Origin of the sequence: Azospirillum sp. A23, from assembly GCF_042938965.1 — a bacterium.
GTDB lineage: Bacteria > Pseudomonadota > Alphaproteobacteria > Azospirillales > Azospirillaceae > Azospirillum > Azospirillum melinis.
The window spans coordinates 1,295,318-1,313,449 of record NZ_CP170666.1; the positions used below are offsets into that span (position 1 = coordinate 1,295,318).

Annotated in this window: 10 protein-coding genes and 1 pseudogene; 6 read left to right on the forward strand and 5 right to left on the reverse strand. The window is 68.5% G+C overall.

All coding sequences use genetic code 11. The annotated features are described in order from the left end of the window. Positions 1-27: 27 nt before the first annotated feature. From hppD to ABNQ40_RS14820, 3 genes are read left to right on the forward strand one after another with little or no spacing between them, the layout of a single operon-like run. Positions 28-1,134 carry a 4-hydroxyphenylpyruvate dioxygenase gene (gene hppD / locus ABNQ40_RS14810; RefSeq protein WP_109047209.1) on the forward strand — a complete coding sequence of 369 codons (1,107 nt, stop codon included), beginning with the start codon at positions 28-30 and terminating at the stop codon, positions 1,132-1,134. A 13-nt stretch (positions 1,135-1,147) separates the two neighbouring features. After that, positions 1,148-2,170: a fumarylacetoacetate hydrolase family protein gene (locus tag ABNQ40_RS14815; RefSeq protein WP_109047210.1), complete on the forward strand. Its 1,023-nt coding sequence runs from the start codon at positions 1,148-1,150 to the stop codon at positions 2,168-2,170. 27 nt (positions 2,171-2,197) lie between these two features. Continuing rightward, positions 2,198-3,373, forward strand: coding sequence for a homogentisate 1,2-dioxygenase (locus ABNQ40_RS14820; RefSeq protein WP_109047211.1), 1,176 nt, complete (start codon positions 2,198-2,200; stop codon positions 3,371-3,373). 234 nt (positions 3,374-3,607) lie between these two features. On the opposite strand, the gene ABNQ40_RS14825 is transcribed toward ABNQ40_RS14820, so the two are convergent. Next, positions 3,608-4,279, reverse strand: a complete 672-nt coding sequence (locus ABNQ40_RS14825; protein WP_109047212.1) for an IS6 family transposase — start codon at positions 4,277-4,279, stop codon at positions 3,608-3,610. A gap of 36 nt (positions 4,280-4,315) precedes the next feature. On the opposite strand from ABNQ40_RS14825, the pseudogene ABNQ40_RS14830 reads away from it, so the two are divergent. From ABNQ40_RS14830 to ABNQ40_RS14840, 3 genes and pseudogenes are all read left to right on the forward strand, one after another. Further along, a pseudogene (locus tag ABNQ40_RS14830) lies at positions 4,316-5,178 on the forward strand (IS3 family transposase); the annotation flags it as partial. A 311-nt stretch (positions 5,179-5,489) separates the two neighbouring features. Then, positions 5,490-6,389, forward strand: coding sequence for a LysR family transcriptional regulator (locus ABNQ40_RS14835; protein WP_109050238.1), 900 nt, complete (start codon positions 5,490-5,492; stop codon positions 6,387-6,389). 416 nt (positions 6,390-6,805) lie between these two features. Then, positions 6,806-11,644, forward strand: coding sequence for an NAD-glutamate dehydrogenase (locus ABNQ40_RS14840; RefSeq protein WP_109050239.1), 4,839 nt, complete (start codon positions 6,806-6,808; stop codon positions 11,642-11,644). A 225-nt stretch (positions 11,645-11,869) separates the two neighbouring features. Here the strand turns inward: ABNQ40_RS14840 and ABNQ40_RS14845 are convergent, their stop codons facing one another. The 4 genes from ABNQ40_RS14845 to ABNQ40_RS14860 form a co-directional block, all read right to left on the reverse strand. Then, entirely contained in the window at positions 11,870-12,895 is a 1,026-nt protein-coding gene (locus ABNQ40_RS14845; RefSeq protein ID WP_109050240.1) for a hypothetical protein, read from the reverse strand. After that, on the reverse strand, positions 12,892-14,049 hold the full coding sequence (locus ABNQ40_RS14850; protein ID WP_391347042.1) for a glycosyltransferase family 9 protein: 1,158 nt from the start codon (positions 14,047-14,049) through the stop codon (positions 12,892-12,894). Before ABNQ40_RS14850 ends, ABNQ40_RS14845 begins: the two co-directional genes overlap by 4 nt. Next, positions 14,049-16,733, reverse strand: a complete 2,685-nt coding sequence (locus ABNQ40_RS14855) for a tetratricopeptide repeat protein (RefSeq protein WP_391347044.1) — start codon at positions 16,731-16,733, stop codon at positions 14,049-14,051. The genes ABNQ40_RS14850 and ABNQ40_RS14855 overlap by 1 nt, the downstream gene beginning before the upstream one ends. 557 nt (positions 16,734-17,290) lie before the next feature. After that, a complete protein-coding gene (locus tag ABNQ40_RS14860) occupies positions 17,291-18,115 on the reverse strand; it encodes a MarR family transcriptional regulator (protein ID WP_109050243.1) in 825 nt (274 codons plus the stop codon). Between the last annotated feature and the right edge of the window lie 17 nt (positions 18,116-18,132).

Consider the following 18,132-nt stretch of genomic DNA (forward strand, 5'->3'; position numbering starts at 1 on the left):
CCGATCAACACAGAGGAGCTTTCCCCAATGGGCGTTCCCTTCGAGAGGGCGTCGGACCACACCTCAGCCGGTCAGGTCTTCGACAATCCCGTGGGCACCAACGGCATTTCGTTCATCGAATTCAGCGCCGCCGATGTCCGACCGATCACCGATTTGCTGGCGCGCTTGGGCTTCCGCCCGATTGCCCGCCATCGTGCCCGGTCGGTGACGCTGTGGCGCCAGGGCGCCATCGACATGCTGGTGAACGAGGATCCGGCAACTCATGGCGTCGCCTTTGCCGGGATCCATGGCCCCTGCATCTCCGCCTTGTCCTTCCGCGTCGCCGACGTGACGCTGGCCAAGGCGCGGGCCGTAGCCAGCGGGGCTGAACCCTATCAGGGCGAGCGCGGATCCACCGCAGTGCAGGGCATCGCCCTGACCGGCATCGGCGGCAGCCTGCTCTATCTGATCGACGAGGAGACCGAACGGCGGATCAGGACGGAAGAGTTCATTCCGCTGGAAGGTGACGAACTGCCCGAAGTCCCCGGCGTCGGCTTTCTGGAAATCGACCATCTGACGCACAACGTCACTGCCGGCAACATGGACCGATGGACGGAGTTCTATCGCGAAGCCTTCAACTTCCGGGATGTCTTCTATCTGGACACCAGGGGGCAGAAAACCGGCTTCCGGACCCGAGCGATGCGCAGCCCCTGCGGACGGATTTGCATCCCGGTGAACGAGCCGACCGAATCCAAGTCACAGATCCAGGAATACATCGACGTATACAAGGGCGAAGGGGTGCAGCACCTCGCCTTCCTCAGCGGCGATCTCAACCGCAGCATCGAAAGCATCGCAGGAAACGGCATCCCGGTAATGGAAATCCCCGACAGCTACTACGACGGGGTCGAGGGCCGCATGCCGGGTCACAGCCAGGATCTTTCCCGGCTAAAGGCCAACGGCATCCTGATCGATGGCGAGCGCGAGGAAGCGGGCTGGAACATCCTGCTGCAAATATTCTCCAAGAACCTGATCGGGCCGATCTTCTTCGAGTTCATCGAACGGCGCGGCAACGACGGCTTTGGCAACAACAACGCCAAGGCACTGTTCGAGGCGATCGAGCGCGACCAGATGAAACGCGGCGTCGTGGCTTCGTGACGGCGAGCAGGCAATGAAACTTGCAACCATGAAGGACGGCAGCCGCGACGGGCGGCTGATCGTCGTAGCCCGGGACCTCAAGACTGCGGTGACGGCCGGCGGAGGGCTGCGCCGGCTGCAGGACGCGCTGGACGACTGGGAGCGGGCCCGGCCGACCCTGCAGGCACTGTCCGATGCGCTGGCGGCGGGAACGGCCGAAGGGACTTTCCCAGTCGATCCGACCCGGCTGATGGCGCCGCTGCCACGGGCTTACCAGTGGCTCGACGCCAGCGGCTACATCAACCATGTCGAGTTGGTGCGGCGTGCCCGTGGTGCCGACATGCCACCGGACATGTACCGCGACCCGATCATGTACCAGGGGGCGAGTGACAGCCTCCTCGCCCCAACCGACCCAATCATGATCGGCGATCCAGAGAGCTGGGGCGCGGATTTCGAGGCGGAGGTCGTGGTCGTCACCGGCGATTGTCCGCCGGGCGCCGGGCGCGACCGCGCGGCAGCGGCGATCCTGCTGCTCGGGTTGGTCAACGATGTGTCGCTGCGCGGCCTGATCCCGGCGGAGCTGAAGAAGGGCTTTGGGTTCATTCACGGCAAACCGTCCAGCGCCTTCGCCCCGGTCTTCGTGACGCCGGATGAACTCGGCCCGGCCTGGGATGGCGCCAAGCTGTCGTTGCCACTCCTCGTCAGGCTGAACGGGATGGAGATCGGACGTCCGAACGCAGGAACCGACGTGACCTTCGACTTTCCAACCTTGATCGCTCACGCGGCCAAGACCCGTCGACTGTCCGCAGGAACCATTCTGGGTTCCGGAACGGTGTCCAACCGTGACCGTGCCGCCGGGGCCTGCTGCCTGGCCGAGCGGCGGACCATCGAACAGCTGGAGACCGGCACCATCAGCACGCCCTACCTGAAGCCTGGCGATCGGGTGGAAATCGAAATGCTCGACCAAGCCGGCCGGTCCGTCTTCGGTGCGATCGACCAGACGGCGATCCCACTGCCGGTCGGAGCCGAATTTCCCCTTGCCGTCTCCGATCTCTGAACTGCTTTGCCTGTAAGGACGATACCGATGTCCAGATCCCACGACATCAGCTTCCCGCGTATTGAGGGCCAAGCCTCGCGCCAAGCCCACGCCGACCTTCCGGCCGGTACCTTCGAACGGGAGCTCGGCCGCGACGGCTTCTTCGGTCCGGCGACCATGATGTATCATCGCCACGCCCCCACCGCGTGGACCAGTTGGACCGGACCGTTGCGGCCGCGCGCCTTTGACCTGACGCGGATCGCGGAATTCGGCCCAAGCCTGTGGGACGCCCCGACCGTACTGGGAAACGAGCATGTCCAAATGCGTTTCTGGCGCTTAGCCGGGGCGATGGATCATCTGGTGCGTAACGCCGACGGTGACGAGTTGCTTTTCGTCCATTCAGGCGCCGGTCACCTCTATTGTGATTACGGCCACCTGGAGATCCGCGCCGGCGACTATGTACTGCTTCCTCGTTCCACAATGTGGCGCATCGACACCACTGAAGCGACGGAACTGCTGCTGATCGAGGCGACCAACGGCGCCATCAGGACCCCGGACCGCGGTCTGGTCGGCCGCCACGCTCTCTACGACGAGGCGATCCTTGATACTCCGGCCATCGACGACGCGTTCAAGGCCCAGCAAAACGAGCGGGAGTGGCGGGTCCTGATCCGCCGCCGCAGGGCGCTGTCCAGTGTGCTTTATCCTTTCAATCCATTGGACGCGGTAGGCTGGCACGGTGATTTGGCACCGGTGCGGCTGAACGTGCGCGACATCCGCCCGCTGAACTCGCACCGCTATCACTTGCCGCCCTCGGCCCATACGACCTGGGTCGGCAACCGCTTCGTCATCTGCACCTTCGTTCCCCGGCCGTTCGAGACAGACCCGGCAGCGATCAAGGTGCCCTTCTTTCACAATAACGACGATTTCGACGAGGCCGTATTCTACCACTCCGGCGACTTCTTCTCGCGTGACAATATCCATCCGGGAATGGTGACTTGGCACCCCTGCGGCTTCACTCACGGTCCACATCCGCAGGCACTGCAAGCGATGTACGAACCGAAGAGTCTGGCCACCAATGAATTTGCGGTGATGTTAGATACCCGCGATGCGCTGGACCCCGGTCCCGGAATGGCAGCAGTCGAGTTCACGGGTTACGCCGAGAGCTGGAAGACTGCTGAGCCACTGGTTCCGCCGACGCCGGCAGCCTCACCCAGGAAGAGCTGAAACATGTAGGGAGCATCTCTTTTTTCTCGGGGTATCTAGCGCCTGGACTTGTCCGGAGAATGTGGAGAGCCAGTGTGTCAGAGCTTGTTCGCAGCAGGCGCATCTCTGGCGGGGCTGGTCGGGATGCTACTTTAAGCTGAACGGCAGCGTGGTGCATGGATGGGGAGTTGGCCGGGGAGGCACTGTCACGGGAACTTAGCCGGTGTGCAGAACACCCCCAGTTCAACATTTTGCTCACGCAGATGCGGTCGCGAATTGCCAAGCGGCCAGGGCCTGCGCCCGGAAGGTGCGCAGGGTGCGGCGAGAGACCAAGTGGCGCTGAAGGTTGAAAGTGTTGTAGACGGCGGCATGCAGAGAGACGAAGCGCTGGGCGGAACCCAATGATTTGAACCGCTGCATCTTACGCTCTCGTCGCCGCACCGGCTGGTGTGAGACCTCAGCGCGGTTGTTCGTTCGCCGCCCTTGTTCATGGTGGGCGGTCAGACCGAGTTGGCGGAAGGCGGCCCCGTAGGACCGGAGCTTGTCGGTGGTGACCTGGGTGGGCACGAAACCATGCTTCTTCAGCAGTTTACGCATCAGCTTGCGGGCTGCGGCCTTATCGCGCCGGGGCTGAACGAGCACCTCCAACACCTCGCCTTCGTCGTCGACAGCCCGCCACAAGTACATCAGCTTTCCGCTGACCCTGATCACCATCTCGTCCAGATGCCAGCGCGGGCTGGGCTTGGGCCGGAGGCGCCGCAGGTTCCCTGCGATGGCCGGCCCAAACTTCAGGACCCAGCGACGGACGGTCTCGTAGGACACCTCCACGCCGCGTTCGGCCAGGAGCTCCTCGACCTCCCGGTAGCTCAGCGTGAACCGAAGATAAAGCCAGATTGCATGTGACCTGCCCCCCTGAACCCGCTCCAGCCCCTATTTGAGGGATGGGCAAATCAGGAGGAAGGAATGGCCCGTCGAAAGCGGCATACCCCCGAGCAGATCATCAGCATGCTGCGCGCCATCGAGGTGGCGGTAGCGCAAGGGCACACAGTCGCGGAGACCTGCCGCGAGCACGCCATCTCGGAGCAGACTTACTACCGCTGGCGCGCCGAGTTCGGCGGCCTGAAGCTGGATCAGGCCAAGCGGCTCAAGGAATTGGAACGCGAGAACCAGCGTCTGCGCAAGGCGTTGGGCGACCTCACGCTGGACAAGCTGATCCTGCAGGAGGCGGCACGGGGAAACTTCTGAGCCCCGAGCGGCGCCGCGCCTGCGTCGCGCAGGTCCAGCAGACCCTTGGCGTCTCCGAACGCCGGGCCTGCCGGGTGCTTGGCCAGGCACGCTCGACCCAGCGTCATGTATCCGTTGTTCCGGCCGACGAGGCTGCGCTCACGGCGGCCATCTTGCGGCTGGCCGGTCAGTATGGCCGCTACGGCTACCGGCGCATCACCGCCTTGCTGCGTCAGGCGGGCTGGCGGGTGAACCACATGCGGGTCGAGCGGATCTGGCGCCGTGAGGGGCTGAAGATCCCCAAGAAGCAGCCCAAGCGTGGCCGGCTGTGGCTGAACGACGGCTCGTGCGTGCGTCTGCGCCCGAGTTGGCCGAACCACGTCTGGGCCTATGATTTCGTCACCGACCGCACCCACGACGGCCGGAGCTTTCGCATGCTCACCATCATCGACGAGTTCACCCGCGAGTGCTTGGCCATCGACGTCGCCCGTCAGCTCACCTCGGACGACGTCCTGCATCGGCTGGCCGAGCTGTTCGTCGACCGGGGGCCACCCGACTTCATCCGCTCCGGCAATGGGCCGGAATTCGCCGCCACGGCGGTGCCGGCTCCTGTCCAGCCCGGCTCCGCTACGCTCCGCCGGACTGGACAGGAGCCACCGGGCGGTGTTTGGCTAACATAGTCTCTGGTGTCCCACGTGGGGGCAGGTCAACACAGCACCTCGAATATCAACCTTTTCCACACGATTTTCACGCAGAACCTTTCATATTCACAAGCCACCAGCAGCTTTCGCGCCTTTCCTTAATGTCGGTTGTAGCGAACTATTTTATGGTTCCCGCGAGTGCATTTTATGGTTCCCGCGAGTGCAGTATATGGGTGCTCTCGTAACACTTTATGGTTCCATTCAGACCCGCCATGCGCTTCGACCTGACCGACCTGCGGCTGTTCCTGCATATCGTGGAGACCGGCAGTATCACCGCCGGGGCGGAGCGCAGCGCCATGGCGTTGGCGTCGGCCAGCGCGCGAGTGCGCGGGATGGAGGAGGCGCTCGGCATCCCGTTGCTGGAGCGCTTCCGCCGCGGCGTCCGCCCCACCCCGGCCGGCCGCGCGGTGGTCCACCATGCCCGCCTCGTCCTGCACCAGCTGGAGCGGATGCGCGGCGAGCTGGCAGAATACGCCAAGGGGCTGAAGGGCCATGTCCGGCTGCTGTCCAACACCGCGGCGATCAACGAATTCCTGCCCGACGCGCTCGCCGGCTTCCTCGCCGACAATCCCAGCATCGACATCGATCTGGAGGAGCGGCCGAGCCACGCCATCGTCGAGGCGGTGGCCGCCGGGCTGGCCGACCTCGGCGTGGTCGCCGACATGGTCGATCTCGGCGGGCTGGAAACCCGCCCCTTCCGCAGCGACCGGCTGGTCGCCGTGCTGCCGCTGTCGCACCGGCTGGCCAGGCACGACCGGATTTCCTTCGCCGACCTGCTGGACGAACCCTTCGTCGGCCTCAGCGCCGGCAGCGCCCTGCAGGACTATCTGAACGGCCACGCCACCCGCGCCGGCCGCAGCCTGTCCTACCGCGTGCGGGTGCGCGGGCCGGTGGCGCTGTGCCGGCTGGTCGAACGCGGGGTCGGGGTCGGTATCGTGCCGGAGACCGCGGCGCTGCGGGCGCTCGACAGTGGCGGCCTGCGGGTCATGCCGCTGACCGACCCGTGGGCGCCCCGCCTGCTTGTGCTGTGCGCCCGGAATTTTGCCGATCTTTCCGCCCACGCCCGCCGGCTTGTCGATAGCTTGTCCGAAAACGCCCCGGCGCCGATCTGAAACGCCGTTAGGACAGCATGGCTTACCTTCTTTTCCTGTGCTTTTCCTGAATTTCCGCCGGTTTGCCGGTTCCGCCCCCCTCCCGCCGAATCGAGTCGGCCTCCCCCCTGCCAGCGCACCGATCCGCCCACCGCCGGATGCGGCGGATGGGCGCTGTGCGCCTATGCCGCGGCATTGGCCATGGAGGAACCATGGCGGGGATGTGAACGGGCTATGGATAAATTCGGCGAACATGTGACTGGGTTGTCCGAATCTTTGGAGAAATACCCCAAAAGGGGTGCGAATCGCCGCTTGGTCAGAAATCCTGCCGTTTATTTGCCGTCGAAAAGTCTTCGGGGGGGTGGTACTACCAATCAAAAGAAAAACGTGCCCAAAGCAAACACGCCCGAAAAACCCGAGAGGAGACAACCACCATCATGCGTACGGCGACGAAGGATCTGGCAGGCGACTTGCGGCAGCAACTGGCCGAACTGGTGCGCAGCCGGGTTCCGAACGCGCGGGCGGAGCGCTTCGTGAAGCGCTTCTACGCCAACGTGCCCCCCGACGACCTGCTGCGCGGCACCCCGGAACAGCTTTACGGTGCCGCCCTTGCCATGTGGCAGTGGGGGCAGCAGCGCAACGCAGGCACCGCCAAGGTGCGCGTCTACGCGCCACGCCTGGACGAGCACGGGTGGCAGGCCGAACGCTCGGTGGTGGAGATCGTCAACGACGACATGCCCTTCCTGGTCGATTCCGTCACGGCGGAGCTGAACCGGCAGGGCGTCACCGTCCACCTCATCATCCATCCCGTCACCCGCGTCGTCCGCGATGCCGACGGCCGCATCGTCGAGCTGCTGGAGCCCGGCGAGGAGACGGACGGCGCGCATGACGAATCCTTCATGCACTGCTCCATCGACCCGCTGTCGGACCCGGCCGCCCAGGCCCGCCTGCGCGAAGGGATCGAGCGGGTGCTGGCCGACGTCCGCGCCGCAGTCGAGGACTGGATGCCGATGCGCGAGCGCGTGCGTGCCGCCCGCGACGACATCGCCCACGCCCCCGACGCCGAGGAATCGAAGGAGGCCGCCGACTTCCTGACCTGGGTCGACGACGGCAACATGACCCTGCTGGGCAGCCGCCTCTACACCGCCACCATCGGCGGCGCCGGCCAGGAGCCCTGGCTGGAGCTGGTCGAGGGCAGCGGGCTGGGCGTCCTGCGCGCGCCGGAGATCACCGTGTTCGACGAGCACGGCCACGCCGCCGTCCTGCCGGAGGAAATCCGCGCCTTCCTGCACCAGCCGCGCGCGCTTCTGGTGACCAAGGGCACCCGGCAGGCCACCGTGCACCGCTCGGTCCCGCTCGACGCCATTCTGGTCAAGCGCTTCGACGACGAGGGCAAGGTGGTCGGCGTCACGCTGGCGGTCGGCCTGTTCACCTCGGTCGCCTACAACCGCAGCCCGCGCGAGATCCCGTTCCTGCGCCGCAAGGTCGCCCGCGTCATGGCCCGCGCCGGCTTCGACCCGTCGGGCCATGACGGCAAGGCGCTGCTGAACATCCTTGAGACCTACCCGCGCGACGAGCTGTTCCAAACCCCGTCGGACGAGCTGTTCGAGACGGCGGTCGGCATCCTCTATCTGCAGGAACGCCAGCGCCTCGCCCTGTTCGTCCGCCGCGACCCGTTCGAGCGCTTCGTCTCCGCCCTGGTCTTCGTGCCGCGCGACCGCTACGACACCGCGCTGCGCCGCAAGATCCAGTCGGTCCTGGAATCCGCCTTCCACGGCACCTGCACCTCCTACTTCACCCAGCTGTCGGACAGCGCGCTCGCCCGCCTGCACCTGATGGTGAAGACGGAGCCGGGCAAGCTTCCCCCCGTCGACATCGGCGAGATCGAGGCCCGACTGGTCCAGGTCTCCCGCAGCTGGGCCGACCGCCTGCGCGACGCGCTGGTCGAGGCGCATGGCGAGGAGACCGGCAACGCCCGGCTGCGCCGCTACGCCGACGCCTTCCCGGCCGGCTACCGCGAGACCTTCTCGGCGGAAACCGCGGTCCACGACATCGACCGCATCGAACGGGCGCTGACCGAACAGCGGCTCGGCATCGTGCTGTTCCACCCGCTGGAGGCCGACGGCGACGAGCTGCACGTCAAGATCTACCACCAGGGCCGGCCGGTGCCGCTGTCCGACGTGCTGCCGATGCTGGAGCACATGGACCTGAAGGTCATCACCGAGCAGCCCTACGAGGTCCGCCCCGCCGGCGGCGTCGCCCCGGCCCAATCGGTCTGGATCCACGACTTCTCCGCCCGCACCCAGAACGGGATGCCGGTCGACTGCGTCAAGGTCAAGCAGACCTTCCAGGACGCCTTCGCCGACATCTGGGACGGCCGGATGGAGGATGACGGCTTCAACCGTCTGGTGCTGCGCGCCGGTCTGGCCGGCCGCGAGGTCACGATCCTGCGCGCCTACGCCAAGTACCTGAAGCAGGCCCGCTTCACCTACGCCCAGGACACCATCGAGACGACGCTGGCCGCCCATCCGCAGACCGCCCGCCTGCTGTCCCGCCTGTTCGCCGCCCGCTTCGACCCGAAGAACTTGCTCGATGAAGCGCCGATCCTGGAGCAGATCGAGACCGCGCTGGACGCCGTCACCAATCTGGACGACGACCGCATCCTGCGCCGCTTCGTCAACCTGATCCGCGCCACGCTCCGCACCAACGCCTACCAGACCGGGCCGGACGGGGCGCCCAAGCCGCATCTGTCCTTCAAGCTCGACAGCGGCTCCATCGAGGAGCTGCCGCTGCCCCGCCCGTGGGTGGAGGTCTTCGTCTACAGCCCGCGGATGGAAGGCGTCCATCTGCGCGGCGGCAAGGTGGCGCGCGGCGGCATCCGCTGGTCCGACCGCCGCGAGGATTTCCGCACCGAGATCCTGGGGCTGATGAAGGCGCAGATGGTGAAGAACACCGTCATCGTGCCGGTCGGCTCCAAGGGCGGTTTCGTCGTCAAGCGTCCCCCGCCCGTGAGCGCCGGCCGCGAGGCGGCACTGGCCGAAGGCATCGAGTGCTACAAGACGCTGATGCGCGGCCTGCTCGATATCACCGACAATCTGTCGGCCGACGGCGCGGTGGTGCCGGCGACGGATGTCGTGCGCCATGACGCCGACGATCCCTATCTGGTGGTCGCCGCCGACAAGGGCACGGCCACCTTCTCCGACATCGCCAACGGCGTCTCGATCGACCATGGCTTCTGGCTGGGCGACGCCTTCGCCTCGGGCGGCTCGGCCGGCTACGACCACAAGGTGATGGGCATCACCGCCCGCGGCGCCTGGGAATCGGTGAAGCGCCATTTCCGCGAGATGGGCACCGACATCCAGACCACCGACTTCACCGTGGTCGGCGTCGGCGACATGTCGGGCGACGTGTTCGGCAACGGCATGCTGCTGTCCCGCCACATCCGCCTGCTGGCCGCCTTCGATCACCGCCACATCTTCCTCGACCCCGATCCCGACGCGGCGACCAGCTGGGAAGAGCGCAACCGGCTGTTCGCCCTGCCCCGTTCCTCCTGGGCCGATTACGACCGCTCCCGGCTGTCGACCGGCGCCATGATCGTCGAACGCAGCGCCAAGACGGTGGAGCTGACGGCGGAGGTCCGCGCCTGCTTCGGCATCGACCAGACCCATTTGTCGCCGGTCGAGCTGATGCGCCGCCTGCTGACGGCGGAGGTCGACCTGCTGTGGTTCGGCGGCATCGGCACCTACATCAAGGCCTCGACCGAGACCAACGCCGAGGCCGGCGACAAGGCCAACGACGCGCTGCGCATCGATGGCGGCCAGATCCGCGCCAAGGTGATCGGCGAAGGCGCCAACCTGGGCGTCACCCAGCGCGGCCGCATCGAGGCGGCGCAGAAGGGCCGCGACGGCAAGGGCGTCCGCCTGAACACCGACGCCATCGACAATTCGGCCGGCGTCGACACCTCCGACCATGAGGTGAACATCAAGATCCTGCTGGGCGACGTCATGGCGCGGGGCGACATGACGCTGAAGCAACGCGACACCCTGCTGTCCGCCATGACCGACGAGGTGGCGGGGCTGGTGCTGGCCGACAACTACCGCCAGAGCCAGGCCCTGACCATCGCCGAGGCTCAAGGGGCCGGTCTGCTGGAAGCCCAGCTGCGCTTCATCCGCAACCTGGAGCGCAACGGCCGGCTGAACCGCGCCATCGAGTATCTGCCGACCGACGAGGAGCTGGCCCAGCGGATGGCCGAACGCCGCGGCCTGACCCGGCCGGAGCTGGCGGTGCTGCTGGCCTACGCCAAGATCACGCTGTACGACGATCTGCTGGCGTCCGAGCTGCCGGACGATCCGGCGACGGTCGAGGATCTGCTGCGCTACTTCCCGCAGCCGCTGCGGGACGGCCAGGGCGAGGCGATCTCGCGCCACCGCCTGCGCCGCGAGATCATCGCCACCGCCGTCACCAACAGCCTGGTCAACCGCGTCGGCCCCACCTTCGTCCGCGACATGGTGGAGAAGACCGGCCTCGGCCCGGCGGACGTCGCCCGCGCCTATGCCATCGCTCGGGACGTGTTCCAGCTTCGCCCGTTGTGGGACGCCATCGACGCGCTCGACACCGTCGTGCCGGCGGCCTTGCAGACGGCGCTGATGCTGGAGACCATCCAGTTGCTGGACCGCGCGGTGGCCTGGTTCCTGGCCCACAGCCCGCATCCGCTGGATCTGGGCCGCGAGTCCGCCGCCTTCCGTCCGGGGGTGGAGGCTCTGGCCGCCGGGCTGGACCGCTTCCTCGATGCCGAGGAGTCGTCGCGCCTCGCCACCCGCATCGCCGATGCGATGGCCCAGGGCGTGCCGGAGGATCTGGCCCGCCGCATCGCCGCCTTGCCGGTTCTCGCTGCCGCCCCCGATCTGGTGCGCATCGCCGAGCGCACCGGCCGCGCGGTGGAGGGCGTCGCCTCGGTCTATTTCGGGCTGGGCCGCCGCTTCGGCCTGGAATGGCTGCGCGACCGCGCCGCCGGCGCCAAGGTCGACAACCACTGGCAGCGTCAGGCGGTCGCCGCCATCGTCGACGACCTGTTCGCCCACCAGAGCGCGCTGACCGTGCGCGTGCTGGAAAGCGAGGGCGACGAGGCCGCGGCGGTCGATGGCTGGATCGCCAGCCGCACTCTGGTGGTGGAGCGGGTCGAACAGCTTCTGGCCGAACTGCGCGCCCAGCCGGCGGTCGATCTCGCCATGCTGGCTGTCGCAAATCGGCAGCTGCGCGGCCTGATCGCCGGGTAACCCTTGTCACAGAGATAGGAGACGCTCGGTTCGGATGGCTTGGCTGCACTGTCCTGCGCAGCCGGGCCTCCGGAGTGCCGGTGCCTTTACAGGCACGTTCGGGCACCGGCTTTCAGTCTCCTCGCCTCGGGCGGATCCACCTCACCCGTGGATCCGCCCACTTTCTTTTCCCGCCGGCTTTCGAATTAGAAAGCAACTTCTGCGATCTATCGGGTCACAAATGACTCAACCGGCGATCCGGCCCGGATGGTCGCTGTCCAGCAGCGCCTCCACATGCCGGCAGAGCGGGCCGAGAAGAGCCGGCCAATCGTTGTCGGTGCGCTCCAGAAACGCGGTGCGCACGCGGTCGCGTTCGGCGGCCAGACCGGCCGGTCCCAGCTCATGGAAAATGTGCCGCAGGTTCTCCCGGTTCGCCTGCTGCGCCGCCGGGTCGTAGGACCAGCCGAAGCGCGGGTTTCCCGCCCCGTCCCACCAGTCGTCATGGCCGTAGACGGCGAAGCCCGACAGCAGATACTCGATCATGTTGATCGGCCCGGTCTCCGAATAGGAGGTGTTGCCGACGATCAGGAAATTCTGGCGCAGGAAGGCCATCAGGTCGGCCCGGCCCTTCGGCACATGGGCGGCGACGCTGAAGTCGCCGTTCTCCTGCAAGCCGATATCGCGCAGGGTCTGGATCAGCTCCGCCGAGTTCTTGCGCGGGCCGCCATGATAGACCAGCATCCGCACCTTCGGCGGCAGCGGAAAGCCGTCGGCGAGGCGGGAGAACTCCACCTTGTCGATGGGGTGCGGATGGACCGACAGGTGCCGCACCAGCGAGACCATGTGGTCATGGCAGTCGGCCACCTGCGGGTCGCGGGTCGCCACACGGCGGATGGCGACGTCGTTGCTCAGCACCAGCGCGGCGAACTGGTGCCGCATCCACTCCTCCGTCTCGCGCACGGAATCCACCGGCGCGTTCAGGCCGAAGCGGCGGAAGGCAGAGAAGCGCCATTTGTCGGTGTCGAAGTTGGAATTCTCGATCAGGACCGAGCGTTTCCAGTCCTTCAGCGCCGGATGGGGCAGGAAGGACACCAGAACGTCGCTCCCGGCCGGCTCCAGCGGCGCGCTCCAGGGCGAGAAGCGCACACGGGTGCCGAACTGCTGCTGCAGCGCCTCGAACACATGGCGGCTGAGCTGGGCATGCCAGTGCAGCGTCTTCGGATAGGCGTCCGGCGGCTGCGGGAAACTGACGTGAATGATGGGATCGCTCATCCCCGCTCTCCGATGGTGGCGGCCGCCAGGGCCAAAATGCGCCGGGCGGCGTCGGCCGGATCGATGGCGGCGATGCAATGCGCCTCGGCCGCCAGGCAGGACGAGGAGCAGGGCGGCACCGCTGCCTCAGGCCGCAGCACCAGCGCCCGCTCCTCCCGTCCGCCGGTCCAGGGCCGGAAGCGCTCCGGCGCATGGTAGTGGTTGGGATCGCCGCCGATGGGATGGCAGGAGAACACCGCCACCGGCACCCCGGCCGCTGCGGCCAGATGGGCCGGCGCGGAATCCATGGTGATCGCCAGCGCCGCCTCCGCCATCACCGCGGCGGCAACCCGCAGCGGCGTGGCCCCGGTCAGGTCGATGGTCCGTCCGGGCAGAGCCGCCGCGAGCACCGCCGCTGCCGGACGCTCCGCCGCCGTGCCCAGCACGGCGACCCGCGCACCGAGCGCACCGGCGACGGCGGAGACCACCGCGGCCAGCCGGTCGGCCGGATAGTCACGGCGCGGACTGGCCGCCCCCGGCGCCACCGCGATCAGCGGGCGGCCATCGCCAAGGCCATCTCCGGCACCATCTCCGGCCTCCAGAAGCCGCCGCGCCTCCGCCCTGTCCTCCGCCGTCAGCGCCAGTTCCAGCGGCCCCGGATCCGCCTCCGCGCCGAGTGCCTCCAGCAGGACGGCGTTCTGCTCCACCTCGTGCCGCCCCGGCGGCGGGGCCAGCGCCAGCCCATAGGCACGGTCGAAGCCCTGGTTGCCGTCGGCCTTCCACGGCGTGACCCGCTCGGAGAAACCGGCGACCAGCTTTGCCCGGCTGTTGGCGGCCAGCGTCGTCGCGCCATGGCGGTCGAAGTCGTAGCGCGGCACCAACGCCAGATCGAAGCCGGCGCGGTAGCACTCGGCGAACAGCGTCAGCCCGCCGGGGGTGATGCCGCGGAAATCGATGCCGCCGCCCTCCTTCGGCCGCGGCGCCACCACCCCGTCGACCCAGCGGCAGGTCAGGGCCAGATCCGCCACCGCCTCGCGCACCGCCAGCAGGATGCGCGCCTGCGGCGCGGCGGCGCGCAGGGCCCGCAGGAAGGGGGTCGCCATCACGAAGTCGCCGGCCTCGTCCAGCTTGACGACCAGGATGCTGCGGACGGCCGCCAGATCGCAGACGCTCATCACCGCCCCTCCCCTTCCACAACGTCGAAGGCCGCCACATCGAAGGCAACGGCCGGCAGCCCGCCGCACCAGCGGCGCCACGCGGTGCGGTAGCCGGCCTCCACCGCGCGGGCATAGCCGGGCTCGTCCATCAGGGCCGACCGCCGCATCCGCTCGCGCAAACTCTCCCGCTGCGCGTCGAGGAAGGCGCGGTCGGTCGCCAGCCGGACACCCTGCGCCAGATAGGCCTCGTCGTCGCGCGTTACCAGCTCCGCCATCCCGACGGCGTCGAGCATGGTCGCGCCCCAATGGCCGATCTTGGTCGGCCCGGTCCGGTTCAGCACCGGCACGCCCATCCACAGCGCGTCGCAGATCGTCGTTCCGCCATTGGCGAAGACGGGGTCCAGCGCAATGTCGATGGTGACGTAGTCCTGATAGGGGTCAGGGGTGATGCCGCGCAGTTCCAGCCGTTCCGCCCCGATGCCATGCCCGGCGAAGGCGGCCAGCAGGCGCCGGTCGGCACCGCCGCCGCTGCCCAAGCCCCGCCATTTCAGCACCAGCCGCGCCGTCGGCACCAGCGCCAGCAGCCGCGCCCACAGCGCGATGGTGGCGGCGTTCACCTTGGTGATGTTGTTGAAGGATCCGAAGGTGATGTGGCCGCGGCCCTCCACCGGCGGCAGGATCGGCGGCGCGAAGGCGGAGGCCGCCGGGCGGTAGCACAGCACGCAGCCCGGCAGCCGGATCAGCTTCTCCGCATGCAGCGCATCCGCCCCCGGCGGTGCCAGACGGGGGTCGGCGATCTGGTAATCGACGGCGCCGAGCCCGGTCGTGTTGGGATAGAGCGGCAGGCTGACCTGCACCGGCGCCGGACGGCGCGCCATCAGGGCCATGCGGTTGCGCGACATGTGGCCGCCGGCATCGACCAGGATGTCGATGCGGTCCTCCCGGATCCGCCGGTCGAGTTCCTCGTCGGTCAGCACCGCCACGTCGCGCCAGCGGTCGGCCGCCGCCTGGAACCGGTCGGTGGTGGCATCGCGGCTGCGGTCGCAGTGGTAGCAGGTGACCTCAACCCTCCCGCGGTCGTGTCCCTCGATCAGGGGCAGCAGGAAGTGGTAGCCCGGCCCCGGATAGCGCTGGAAATCCGGCGACAGGTAGCCGACGCGCAAACGCCGCTCCGGATCTCGGCTCTCCACCGCATGGGGGACGGCCGGGACCGCCGGCAGATGGCGTTCGAAGGCGCGATGCTCGCGGAAGACCTCGACCGGATCGGCCCGGTCGTCGAAGCACAGGCAGAACAGCATGTTGGAGCGGATCGACGCGTCGTCCGGCGTCCGGTCGAGCGCCGCGCGGAAGGCCGCCACCGCCTCCCCATGCAGCCCCAGCGCCATCCGGGCGACCCCGAGATTGGAGTTGGCGAGCGCCAGCTGATCCATGTCCCGCGTGATTTCGCCGAGCCGTCTGGCGCGGTCGAGCGGCGGGATCGCCTCCTCCGCCGCGTTGGCCTCCAGCAGCAGGGTGCCGATGTTGACCCAGGCCGCCACAGCGTCGGGCATCAGCACCAGCGCCCGCCGGTGCCAGGACAGCGCCGCCTCCGGCTGCAAGGCCAGCTGGAAGGCGGATCCGGCATTGGCGGCGAGCACCGCGTCGTCGGGCGCCACCCGCACCGCACGCAGCACCGCCGGCACGGCACCCGCCATCCCCAGCGTCGCCCGCGCCAGTCCCAGCCCCGACAGCGCAAGGCCGGAGTCCGGCCTCAACGCCAGCGCGTGGCGGTATGCCCGCTCCGCCGCCGCAATCCGCCGCCGGCCATAGAGGCGGCCGGCCAACGCCAGCACCACATCGTCGGCCAGCGGCTCCAGCCGTGCCAGCCGTGCCAGCCAGACCGGCTCCTGCGCCGGCCCGGTCTCGGCACTGCCCAGGCTGCGGACCGCCGCCGCCTGCGCCGGCACCAGCGCCAGCAGCCGGCGCGCCGCCGTCCCGGCGCCGTCGCCCAGATGCTGGGAAAGCTGCATATAATGCTCCAGCGGCTCCGCCATCTCCGGCGCCCGTCCCGCCAGCCCCCGGAAGGCCGCCGCCGCCTCGGCGATCCGGCCGCCGTCGCGCAGGGCCGCTCCCCGGTTGAAGGCCGCCAGGACCCGGTGCGGCTCCAGCGCCGCCGCCCGCCCGTACCAGTCCGCAGCCGGCAGGAAGCGCCCGCAATCGTAGAGAGCGTCGCCCAGATCCGCCGCGGTTCCGGCATCCGCCGGCTCCAGCGCCAGCGCCCGCAGCAACGGCTGCGCCGCCGCGTCCTGCAGGCCCAGCTTTGTCCAGGCCGCAGCCTCCATCCGCGGCAGCGACGGGTCGAGCGGCGCCAGACGGCCCGCCGAACGAAAGGCCGTCGCCGCATCCTCCCACTGCTCCGCCGCCTCCAGCAGCCGGCCCAGATTGGCATGGAAGAGCGGCTGGCGCGGGTCGGCCTTCACCGCCTGCCGGATCCGCTCGATGCCCTCCGTCACCGCGCCGGTCTGCGCCTTGATCAGCCCCGACAGATGCAGCGCGTCCGCCTGCTTCGGCAGCCGCTTCAGCACCTGTTCGTAGAGTGTCGCCGCCTCGGCCAGCTGCCCGTTCTGATGATGGGTGACGGCACGGGTCAGCAGCGCCTGTGCGTCGGCGGCCCCGGTCGGACGATGCAACGGGCGTTGCGGCGGGCGTTGGTTCGGTTTCATCCGCTGGCTGCACTCTCTGGTGGTCCGGCGGATAATGCTGGCCGGCCGGCCCCCGGACAAGCGGGAGTTCGGCTGCGCGCTGAAGCGCCAGTTCGCGCTGCCGGTCCGCCAGGGCGGCTTCACGGGCACGGGTGCGGCGGCGCTGCTCCTCGGTGCGGGCGCGCAGCTGCTGTTCCTGGCGCAGCCGGGCCGCCAGCCGCCGCAGATCGTCGGCGGCGCGGCTTTCCACCGCCGGCGGCAGGGCGCCCAGCGCCTCGCGGAAGTCGCCCAGCGTCGGAAAGCGGCTCCAGCCGCTGCGGAAAGCCGCCCACACCGCATCGAAGGCCGCCATCCAGCGGTCGGCCGGCCAGTCCGCCATCGCCCGCACGTCGGCCTCCAGCAAATCGGCGTCGGGCAGTTCCAGCGCGAAGCGGTCGGCCAGCTTCTCCAGCCCGATCAGCACATTCTCGATGCCGATCGGCGGGGTCAGCGTGCCGATGGCCTGCTCGACCCGGTCGGCGAGCGCCCCGATCTCGTCGGGGGCCAGATCCTGGGTTTCGAACCGCAGATCCGCGGCATCAAGCCTGGCCAGCGAGACGAAGCCGCAAGGCTGCGAGGGTTTCGCGGTTGCGCCCGACGGCATCGGACGCAGGGCCGGCACGCAGGGCACTGCCTCGAAGTTCGGTGCGGCGGTCATTGCGGGGCTCCCGGCGGAGTTGAGGGGCGGCGGACTGGACAAGGGACTGGACGAAAGGCTGGGTGGATGGCGGAACCGGGCTGGCCAACTGTTCTGCCGGCGCCACCAGTTCCCGGGCGATCCAGCGGCGCCATGCGGCCCCCGGATCCGGCGGGCGGTAGCCGTTGCGGCGGTGGGCCTTGCGGCACCAGGACACGAACTTCGCCGTCACCCGGCCGGCATCGACCTCCGGACGCTCCAGCGCCGCCCAGGCCAGATCGGTGGCATCGGGCTGCCAGTCGGCCGGCAAAGCCTCGTCCTGTCGACCCATCTCCCCGCTCTGAAGGGAGGAGGAGGATTCAGGATTCTGGGATTCAAAGGAAATGCCGGCCGGCGAACCGCTGCTGTCAGCCGGCTGACAGGACATGCCGGCGGTGACGCCGTCCATCCCCGCCAGCTGATAGGCGAAGCCGCGCAAGCCTCGCCGCGGCTTGGCACAGACCAGCGCCGCTGCCGATTCCTGCGCGGCTTTCCCCTGCAGGCCCTTCAGCACGGCGTTGAACCAGGCGCGGCTTTGCCCAAGCTCCTCGGCCAGCTCCCCTTGTGTGGCGGTGCAGACACCGTCGCGGTCGGCATGGGCGTAGAGCGCGGACAACACCGCGATGTCGGCGGCCTGGATGCCGGGCACGGCAATCCAGCGCCTGTACATGTCGATGTATGGCTTCATTGCATTACCCGTCTGTC

Excerpts from the sequence above, each read along its gene's own strand:
- hppD (WP_109047209.1), top strand. The coding sequence starts at position 28 with ATGGGCGTTCCCTTCGAGAGGGCGTCGGACCACACCTCAGCCGGTCAG.
- ABNQ40_RS14815 (WP_109047210.1), top strand. The coding sequence starts at position 1,148 with ATGAAACTTGCAACCATGAAGGACGGCAGCCGCGACGGGCGGCTGATC.
- ABNQ40_RS14820 (WP_109047211.1), top strand. The coding sequence starts at position 2,198 with ATGTCCAGATCCCACGACATCAGCTTCCCGCGTATTGAGGGCCAAGCC.
- ABNQ40_RS14835 (WP_109050238.1), top strand. The coding sequence starts at position 5,490 with ATGCGCTTCGACCTGACCGACCTGCGGCTGTTCCTGCATATCGTGGAG.
- ABNQ40_RS14840 (WP_109050239.1), top strand. The coding sequence starts at position 6,806 with ATGCGTACGGCGACGAAGGATCTGGCAGGCGACTTGCGGCAGCAACTG.
- ABNQ40_RS14845 (WP_109050240.1), bottom strand. The coding sequence starts at position 12,895 with ATGAGCGATCCCATCATTCACGTCAGTTTCCCGCAGCCGCCGGACGCC.
- ABNQ40_RS14850 (WP_391347042.1), bottom strand. The coding sequence starts at position 14,049 with ATGAGCGTCTGCGATCTGGCGGCCGTCCGCAGCATCCTGGTCGTCAAG.
- ABNQ40_RS14855 (WP_391347044.1), bottom strand. The coding sequence starts at position 16,733 with ATGAAACCGAACCAACGCCCGCCGCAACGCCCGTTGCATCGTCCGACC.
- ABNQ40_RS14860 (WP_109050243.1), bottom strand. The coding sequence starts at position 18,115 with ATGAAGCCATACATCGACATGTACAGGCGCTGGATTGCCGTGCCCGGC.